The sequence below is a fragment of the Streptomyces silaceus genome (genome assembly GCF_001419745.1).
GTDB classification, from domain to species: domain Bacteria; phylum Actinomycetota; class Actinomycetes; order Streptomycetales; family Streptomycetaceae; genus Streptomyces; species Streptomyces silaceus.
Genome location: NZ_LIRJ01000075.1, coordinates 20,705 through 28,733 on the forward strand (window position 1 = coordinate 20,705; position 8,029 = coordinate 28,733).

Consider the following 8,029-nt stretch of genomic DNA (forward strand, 5'->3'; position numbering starts at 1 on the left):
CCATCGGTGCGGAGGGCCTTCTCGTGGCGTCGGGCCCGGTTCACCGGACCCGGTTCTGCTACGGGACCGAGGGCTCCGGAGCCGGAGTGCGGGTGGATGCCTCGGTGAGGGTGTGGGCCAGGCCCTCGGTGCGGATGCGGCGGTCGATGTAGAGCAGGGCCGTCACCAGGGGGAGGAAGACCGCGGCGATCAGCTGGGTGACCAGGGTGCCGGCCATGCCGACCACGGCGTACAGGCCGGACTGGGAACGGAGTTGGTCCAGGAGCACCGTGGAGGGTGCGGTGCCCGGCTCGACCGGGGTCGGCCGCGGGGCGCTGAGCTGGAGCGGCAGCTGGAACACCATCGCCACGATGCCCACCGTCAACGCGGCGAGCAGCGAGATGCCGAACGTGCGCCACCAGGACCCCCGCACCAGCCGCACGGAGCGGCGCAGCGCCGTCAGCGGGCCCGCCGACTCCAGGACCGCGGCGGCCGGGGCGAAGGCGAACAGGACGTACAGCCAGGCCGCCAGCGGGAACATGACGAGCGCCAGCAGGAAGACGAGGCCGAACGGGACCACCGACTGCGACAGGAACAGCAGGACGAGGGAGACGAAGAACAGGACGGACGCCGTCACCGGCAGGAGCAGGATCAGGCCGAGCAGCAGTGTCACGCCGGCCACCGACGGGGTGCGGGACCAGGCCCGGCGCCAGACCGCGCGCCAGGGAGCGGGCCGACCGAGCACCGCCTCGTGCAGGGTGGCCGCGCAGGTCGCCGGTTTCCCCGGTTCCGGTATGGGTGCGGGCGGCGATATGTACACTCGTACGCATGGGATACGCACTGCTGGCCGGCGCCATCGCGGCGGAAGTGGCCGGGACCACCGCCATGAAGTACAGCGAGGGGTTCAGCAGACTGTGGCCCTCGGTGATCACGGTCGCCGGCTATCTGCTCGCCTTCACGCTGCTCGCGCAGACCCTGAGGACGCTCTCCGTGGGCACGGCGTACGCGATCTGGGCGGGCATCGGCACCGCCGCCGTCGCCGCGATCGGGATGCTGTTCCTGGGGGAGTCGACCAGCATGGTCAAGGTCGCCGGGATCGCGCTGGTGATCGCGGGCGTCGTCGTGCTCAATCTGGGCGGCGCGCATTGAGGGCGCGGCGCTACGACCCCGAGCGCCGGCAGCGGATCATCGACGCGGCGATCCGGGTGGTCGGCGCGAAGGGCATCGCGGGCCTCAGCCACCGCTCGGCCGCGGCCGAGGCGGACGTGCCGCTCGGCTCGACGACGTACCACTTCGCGACGCTCGACGAACTCCTCGTCGCCGCCCTGCGCCAGGCCAACGAGGGCTTCGCGAAGGCCATGGCGGCCAGCGGCGCGTTCGATGACCCGCGGGCCGACCTCGCCGCGGAGCTCGCGCGGCTGCTCGGCCAGTGGTTCGCGGCGGGCCGCGCGGGGGCCGAGCTGGAGTACGAGCTCTATCTCGCCGCCGTCCGCAGGCCCGCGCTGCGGCCCGTGGCCGTCGAGTGGTGCGAGGGCGTCACCGACCTCCTGGTCCGCCGCACCGATCCGGACACGGCCCGCGCCCTGATCGCCCTGATGGACGGCATCTGTCTGCAGGTGCTGCTCACGGGCGTCGAGTACGACGAGGCGCACGCGCGCGAGATGCTGGGGCGGATTCTCGCTTCGGGGGGTTGAGGGGCCGGGGCGGCCCGTCGCGGCCCACCGGCCTGCAGACCCGCCGACCGGAGCCTGAGACCGGTTCGCTCGCGCGGCGCCCCTCCGGTTAGGTTTCACCCATGACCGACACCACTGCTTCTCGCACCACCGGCGCCGTCGCCGCAGGCCTCGCCACCGTCACCGCCGACGGCACCGTTCTCGACACCTGGTTCCCCGCGCCCGAGCTCGTCGCCGACGCCGGTCCCGCCGGTTCCGAGCGGCTGTCCGCCGAGCGCGCCGTCGAACTGCTCGGCGAGGGCGCCGCGAAGGCGATCGGGCCCGACGCCCGGCGCGGTGTCGAGGTCGTGGCCGTGCGCACGGTCATCGCCTCCCTCGACGACAAGCCGCTGGACGCGCACGACGTCTACCTGCGCCTGCACCTGCTCTCGCACCGCCTGGTCAAGCCGCACGGCGTGAACCTGGACGGCCAGTTCGGCTTCCTCGCCAACGTCGCCTGGACCTCGCTCGGCCCGGTCGCCGTCGACGACGTCGAGAAGGTCCGCCTGAACGCCCGCGCCGAGGGCCTGCACCTCCAGGTGACCTCGGTCGACAAGTTCCCGCGCATGACGGACTACGTCGCCCCGAAGGGCGTCCGCATCGCCGACGCCGACCGCGTCCGCCTCGGCGCGCACCTGGCCGAGGGCACCACGGTCATGCACGAGGGCTTCGTGAACTTCAACGCCGGCACGCTCGGCACCTCCATGGTCGAGGGCCGCATCTCCGCGGGCGTCGTCGTCGGCGACGGCTCGGACATCGGCGGCGGCGCCTCCACCATGGGCACCCTGTCCGGCGGCGGCAACGTCCGCATCGTCATCGGCGAGCGCTGCCTGGTCGGCGCCGAGGCGGGCGTCGGCATCGCGCTCGGCGACGAGTGCGTCGTCGAGGCGGGCCTCTACGTCACGGCCGGCACGCGCGTCACGATGCCCGACGGGCAGATCGTGAAGGCCCGCGAGCTCTCCGGCGCCTCGAACATCCTCTTCCGCCGCAACTCGGTCACGGGCACAGTGGAGGCCCGCCCGAACAACGCGGTGTGGGGCGGCCTGAACGAGGTCCTGCACAGCCACAACTGAGGGACGCGGCCACCCCGCCGGGGTGGCGCGGACCGTTACGTACGGAACACGGGGGAAGAACATGCGCAGAGCGGGTATCCGGGGCCTGGCCCTGGGGTCGGTGGTGGTGCTCGGGCTCGTGGCCGGGTGCGGCCAGAGCGCCGGGCAGCCGCGCGACACCGGCAAGGGAGCCGCGCAGCAGGTGAGCCGGGCCGTCGCCACGGGCGACCACGGCTACCCGCTGCGGAAGAGCGACATCCCCTGGAGCGGCAGCCCGAGCCCGTTCAACGCGCAGGTGAGGCTCGCCGACGGGCGCCGCGTGGCCATGCACTACCTCCGGGACAAGAAGCTGTACGTCCAGGACTACAGTCCGCGTGCCCGGGGCTGGTCCAAGCCGGCCGTCGTCTACAAGGCGAAGACCGACGCCTGCCAGGGCATCACGCTCAAGGCCAAGGACGGCACCGTCGCGGCCTTCGGCGACTTCGGCGTGTACTGCGCCGACGGCGAGCCGCCGACCGAGTCCGTCGCCGCGGTGGCCGTGGGCCCGCTGACCACGTGGGACACGCACCTCACGAAGGACTTCGACGGCTGGGAGAAGATCGCCGTCGCGTCCGGCGGCAAGAAGGTCACGTTCAGCGGGGGCGGGAAGACGCTGCGCTGGACCAAGGGGACGGGCTTCCCCGCCGCGCACTGACGCGCGCTCATCGCCGAAGGAAGCGGCCACTCGCTCGGAGTGGCCGCTTCCGGCGTTTTTTCGGGCCACAGGCATAGCGGGGCCCGTCCGGCCTCGTCCTCACCCATGAGGGAGGGCAACAGGCCCACCGGGGAGCGAAGGTGACGATGAATGCCGAGGAGCAGGAGAGTTTCCGGGATTTCGTGGAGACCAGGTCGTCGGCGCTGCTGAAGACCGCCGTCCTGCTCAGCGGGGGCGACCGGCACGCGGCGGAGGACCTCCTGCAGAACGCCCTCGTCAAGGCGGCGGGACGCTGGCAGCGGATCGACGAGCCGGAGGCGTACGTACGACGGATCCTGTACCGGCAGCAGGTGAGCCGCTGGCGGCTGAAGTGGCCGCGGCGCGAACTGGCCGTCGCCGAGCCGCCGGAGAGCCCCGCCGCCGCGGACGGCGCGTCCGCCGCGGAGCTGCGGATCGTGATGCGCGGGGCGCTCGCCCGGCTCACCGCGCGCCAGCGCACCGTGCTCGTGCTCCGCTACTTCGAGGACCTGCCGGAGGGGGAGGTCGCCGCGCTCCTCGGCTGCTCCGTCGGCACGGTGCGCAGCACGACGCACCGCTCCCTGGCGCGCCTGCGGGACCTCGCGCCCGAGCTGGCGCAGCTCGGCGGTCCCGGCTCCGGCACCCGTCCCGCGTCCCCCGACTACTCGCCCGTGGAGGCATGACCGTGAACGTGGAAGAGCTGGTGCGCGACACGCTGCGGGAGCAGGCGGAGGACAAGGCTCCGCTGCCGGGGGACTTCGCCGACCGGATCCTCGCCGTACGGCGCCGGCGCAGGACCAGGACGATCGCGGGCGCCTCGCTCGCGGCGGTGACGGCGGCCGTCGTCGCGGTCGCGGTGCCGGCCCTCGCCCCGGACCAGGCCGGGCGCGAGACCCGCCCGGCCGGCGAGTCGAGAACCGGGGACGTCGTCGGGCACCCCGGTCAGACGCCGCCTCGCGAGCTGATCGCCGCGGGGGACACGGCGCTCGCCGCGTACAGCACGAGCGAGCGCGTCAAGCAGCCCGACGGGGACGTCCTCGTCACCCGCACCTACCACCTCCTCGACGTGCGGACCGGCACCTACCGCAAGGACTCGCGCTGGTCGTGGCTCGCCGTCGCGCCCGGCCTGCGCACCGCGGCCGTCCTGGAACGCGGCCTGCCCGCCCGGCGGATCGGCCTGCTCGACCTGGCCACCGGCAAGGTCGAGCGCTGGATCCCGGCGGACCGCGGGGTCGCGGGCGTCGCGTTCTCGCCCGACGGCAGGAAGCTCGTCGCGACGACGTACGCGGACGACCCGGACCGGCTCGACAAGGACCGGCCCATCCACGACGGCAAGCGCGAGGTGCCGGGCCCCGGCAAGCCCAGCAGGACCGGCTTCTACGTCGTCGACGTCGCGTCGGGCGACGCGCGCTGGAGCAAGGTGCGCACGAAGAGCGGCGAGTTCGGCCTCTCGGACATCAACACCCGCCAGGACTTCGCCTTCAGCCGCGACGGATCCCTGGTCTACACGGGTCTCACCTCCGCGCCGCACCAGCGGTACTACGACGTCCGCGGCCGCGAGACGGGCACCCCGGCCGACGAGAAGCACGTGACCTGGTTCGTCGAGGCCGGGCTCTCGCCGAGCGGGAAGCTCGCCGCGGGCGACTTCGCGGGCGGCGCGAAGACCACCGCCACCGAGGTCCTCGACCCGCGCACCGGCAGGCGCGTCGCCAAGGTGCCGGGCCAGCAGCTGCTCGCCTGGGCCGACGACGAGCGGCTCATCGCCTGGGACATCGCGCCCGGCACGAACGAGTACCGCCAGCGGCTCGTCCTCGTCACCATCGGCAGCAAGAAGACGGTCCCGCTCAGCGGCTACCGCACCCCGAAGGACGGCTCGTCGGGACGCTGGACGCCGCTCTTCGCACGGCGCTGAGTGACCTGCCGTGCCGAGCGGCGTGCTGTCCTGAGCGGTGAGCCGTGCCCCTCGCGCGGGGCCGGTCAGACGGCCGCCCCGCGCAGCAGCTCCTCGTACGCCGCGCGCAGCCCGTCGGTCGCCTCGCGGCCGGCGGGCAGCAGGGGTGGCCGCACCGGGCCGGCGGGCAGGCCGAGCGCGGCGAGCAGCGCCTTCGCGGTGACCGTGCCGGGCAGGCCCGAGGCCATCATCAGCTCGATCAGCGGGGTGGCCGCCAGCTGGCCGCGCGTCGCCGCCGCCGTGTCGCCCGCGTCGAACGCGTCCAGGACCGCGCGCAGGTGGCCGGGGACCGCGTTGGACACCGTGCTGACGTATCCCGCGCCGCCCACCGCGTACAGCGCCAGATTGAACTCGTCGCAGCCCGCGTAGTACGCCAACTCCGTCCGGGAGATGACCTGCTGGCTGCCGAGGAGGTCGTAGGCGCAGTCCTTCACGCCGACGATCCGGGGGTGGTCCGCCAGACGCAGCATCGTCTCCGGGGCGATCCGGGTGCCGGTGCGGCCCGGGATGTCGTACAGCAGGACCGGCAGCCCGGAGCCGTCCGCGACCGCGCGGAAGTGCGCCTCGACGGCGTCCTGCGGCGGCTTGCTGTAGTACGGCGTGACCACCAGCAGGCCGTCCGCGCCCGCCTTCTCGGCGGCGAGGGCCAGCTCGACGGTGTGCCGCGTGTCGTTGCTGCCGACGCCCGCGACGACGGACGCGCGCCCGCCGACGGCCTCGGCCACGGCCCGCACCAGCGCGGCCTTCTCGGCGTCGGACGTGGTCGGCGACTCGCCGGTCGTACCGGACAGGACCACGCCCTCGCAGCCGCCCGCGACCAGGTGGTCGGCCAGCCGCTGGGCGCCGTCGAGATCGAGGGTGCCCGCGTCCGTGAAGGGCGTGACCATCGCGCACAGGGCGCGGCCGAAGGGGGCGGTGGGACGGGAGGGCGCAGGGGTCATGGGGGAAGTCTCGGCACGGACGTGCTGAAGCTCCACTTAATTCTCCTACGAGGTAACGCTCAGGAACGCTACGAGGTGGGCGCGGGCGGGCCCGGGACGGGGCGCGAGATTGGCGCGGGCACGGGTGCCAACTCGCCCCCGTATGCGCCACCATGGCGGAACAGTCGGTCCCAGTCGGTCCCCCAGGAGGCACCATGAGGCTCGGCAAGGCACTCGCCACCGGTATCGCCGAAGAGCGGCCGCACCACGACGAACAGGCGCAGGAGTACGGGGCGTCCGTGCCCGAACCGGACCCGCGGACCCGGGAGTCGGCCGAGGAGCCCCGGCCGGCCGAGGCCGCGGCGGCCCGGTGAGGCTGCGGCTCCCCGAGGAACGCCCGACGGAGCCGCCGACCGGATACAAGATCGCCCGCCCGGTGCTGTCCCACGACGGCACCCGGGCCGGGTTCACCGGCGTCTCCCTCGGCGCGGGCCTGCCGTACGGGGTGCTCGACGAGGCGGGCTGCGTCTACGGCCGACGGCACCGCGCCCCGCACCGGCGCTGCGACTGCGGCTTCCACTGCGTGCACGACCGCGCCACCGCCGAGGGTCTGCTGTGCACCGCGGAGCACCGCAAGGCGGCCCTGCTCGACGTGACGGTGCTCGGCGCCTACATCCGCTTCGAACGCGGCTACCGGTACGCCCGGCAGCGGGTGCGCACCGCGACGGTGCCGCCCTGCGAGTGCGGCGCCGCGGCCTCGCTGCTCGCGGACGCCGGGTGGGGCAGGCCGGGGTGGCGGGTGCTCGAGGCGGCGTGCGGGCGGTGCAGGGGCGCGCGGGTCGCCGTGGCCGTCGCGGAGTTCGAGCGGATCGCGGGGGAGGGGCTGAGGGTCGTGGCGGCGCCGCCGCTCGTGTCCGGGGACGGCCTGACGGGGCTCGGGATGCCCGAGCTGATGGCCGAGGCCGCGCTGCTCCAGGCGCGCCTCGACTGGTTCCAGTCCGAGCTGGGCCGCATCGGCGAGGACCCGCGGGGCTGACGCGCGGTGGGGCCCGGTGGGGCGTCTGGCATGATCGGTGCGGGCGCCGACAGGCCGGACGGACACAGAGGCTCGAGGCTCGATGAACAACAGCACCAACGACAGCGACACCACCCACGGCACCGAGCGGCGCGTCGCCCTCGTGACGGGGTCCTCCTCGGGGATCGGCGCGGCCGTCGCCCGGCGCCTGGCCGCCGCGGGCGTCCGCGTCGTCGTCAACTCCGCCCGCTCGGTGGAGGCGGGCGAGAAGCTGGCGGCCGAACTCCCGGACGCCGTCTACGTCCAGGGCAGCGTCGCCGACCAGGCCGACGCCGAGCGGCTCGTGCGGACCGCCGTCGACACGTACGGCCGCCTGGACATCCTGGTCAACTGCGCTGGAGCCACCCGGTTCATCGACCACGACGACTTCGCGGCCGCGAGCCCCGAGGTGTGGCGCGAGCTGTACGACATCAACGTCATCGGCGTCTGGCAGACGGTCACCGCGGCCGTTCCGCACCTGCGGGCGAGCGGCGCGGGCAGCATCGTGAACATCTCCTCGCAGGCGGGCGTGCGCCCCGGCGGCAGCTCGATCCCCTACGCGGTCAGCAAGGCCGCCGTGAACCACCTGACCAAGCTGCTCGCCAAGACGCTCGGCCCGGACGTGCGGGTCAACGCGGTCGCGCCCGGC

Annotated in this window: 11 protein-coding genes; 9 read left to right on the forward strand and 2 right to left on the reverse strand. The window is 74.0% G+C overall.

Annotated elements, in window-relative coordinates; all coding sequences use genetic code 11:
- Positions 1-58 precede the first annotated feature (58 nt).
- Entirely contained in the window at positions 59-799 is a 741-nt protein-coding gene (locus AOK22_RS08935; protein ID WP_157872203.1) for a DUF7847 domain-containing protein, read from the reverse strand.
- Between the two features lie 8 nt (positions 800-807).
- On the opposite strand from AOK22_RS08935, the gene AOK22_RS08940 reads away from it, so the two are divergent.
- The 6 genes from AOK22_RS08940 (at position 808) to AOK22_RS08965 (ending at position 5,367) form a co-directional block, all read left to right on the forward strand.
- Positions 808-1,128 (forward strand): DMT family transporter, encoded by a 321-nt coding sequence (locus AOK22_RS08940; RefSeq protein ID WP_055698063.1) that lies wholly within the window; start codon positions 808-810, stop codon positions 1,126-1,128.
- A complete protein-coding gene (locus AOK22_RS08945) occupies positions 1,125-1,673 on the forward strand; it encodes a TetR/AcrR family transcriptional regulator (protein ID WP_055698064.1) in 549 nt (182 codons plus the stop codon). The genes AOK22_RS08940 and AOK22_RS08945 overlap by 4 nt, the downstream gene beginning before the upstream one ends.
- Positions 1,674-1,774: 101 nt before the next feature.
- Positions 1,775-2,764, forward strand: coding sequence for a 2,3,4,5-tetrahydropyridine-2,6-dicarboxylate N-succinyltransferase (gene dapD, locus AOK22_RS08950; RefSeq protein ID WP_055698065.1), 990 nt, complete (start codon positions 1,775-1,777; stop codon positions 2,762-2,764).
- A gap of 61 nt (positions 2,765-2,825) precedes the next feature.
- Entirely contained in the window at positions 2,826-3,437 is a 612-nt protein-coding gene (locus tag AOK22_RS08955; RefSeq protein ID WP_237773175.1) for a hypothetical protein, read from the forward strand.
- Between the two features lie 146 nt (positions 3,438-3,583).
- On the forward strand, positions 3,584-4,138 hold the full coding sequence (locus AOK22_RS08960) for a SigE family RNA polymerase sigma factor (protein WP_055698066.1): 555 nt from the start codon (positions 3,584-3,586) through the stop codon (positions 4,136-4,138).
- A gap of 2 nt (positions 4,139-4,140) precedes the next feature.
- Positions 4,141-5,367 carry a WD40 repeat domain-containing protein gene (locus AOK22_RS08965; protein ID WP_055698073.1) on the forward strand — a complete coding sequence of 409 codons (1,227 nt, stop codon included), beginning with the start codon at positions 4,141-4,143 and terminating at the stop codon, positions 5,365-5,367.
- Positions 5,368-5,432: 65 nt separating this feature from the next.
- On the opposite strand, the gene dapA is transcribed toward AOK22_RS08965, so the two are convergent.
- On the reverse strand, positions 5,433-6,347 hold the full coding sequence (dapA, locus tag AOK22_RS08970) for a 4-hydroxy-tetrahydrodipicolinate synthase (RefSeq protein ID WP_055698067.1): 915 nt from the start codon (positions 6,345-6,347) through the stop codon (positions 5,433-5,435).
- A gap of 194 nt (positions 6,348-6,541) precedes the next feature.
- Here dapA and AOK22_RS41365 point away from each other — a divergent pair, with 194 nt between their 5' ends.
- The 3 genes from AOK22_RS41365 to AOK22_RS08980 form a co-directional block, all read left to right on the forward strand.
- Positions 6,542-6,700: a hypothetical protein gene (locus AOK22_RS41365; protein WP_157872204.1), complete on the forward strand. Its 159-nt coding sequence runs from the start codon at positions 6,542-6,544 to the stop codon at positions 6,698-6,700.
- Positions 6,697-7,362 (forward strand): hypothetical protein, encoded by a 666-nt coding sequence (locus AOK22_RS08975; protein WP_055698068.1) that lies wholly within the window; start codon positions 6,697-6,699, stop codon positions 7,360-7,362. The genes AOK22_RS41365 and AOK22_RS08975 overlap by 4 nt, the downstream gene beginning before the upstream one ends.
- 82 nt (positions 7,363-7,444) lie before the next feature.
- The coding region (locus tag AOK22_RS08980) for an SDR family NAD(P)-dependent oxidoreductase (RefSeq protein ID WP_055698069.1) at positions 7,445-8,029 on the forward strand (585 nt) is incomplete at its 3' end.

Coding starts and splice junctions, on each gene's coding strand:
- AOK22_RS08960 (WP_055698066.1), top strand. CDS start 3,584: ATGAATGCCGAGGAGCAGGAGAGTTTCCGGGATTTCGTGGAGACCAGG.
- dapD (WP_055698065.1), top strand. CDS start 1,775: ATGACCGACACCACTGCTTCTCGCACCACCGGCGCCGTCGCCGCAGGC.
- AOK22_RS41365 (WP_157872204.1), top strand. CDS start 6,542: ATGAGGCTCGGCAAGGCACTCGCCACCGGTATCGCCGAAGAGCGGCCG.
- dapA (WP_055698067.1), bottom strand. CDS start 6,347: ATGACCCCTGCGCCCTCCCGTCCCACCGCCCCCTTCGGCCGCGCCCTG.
- AOK22_RS08955 (WP_237773175.1), top strand. CDS start 2,826: ATGCGCAGAGCGGGTATCCGGGGCCTGGCCCTGGGGTCGGTGGTGGTG.
- AOK22_RS08940 (WP_055698063.1), top strand. CDS start 808: ATGGGATACGCACTGCTGGCCGGCGCCATCGCGGCGGAAGTGGCCGGG.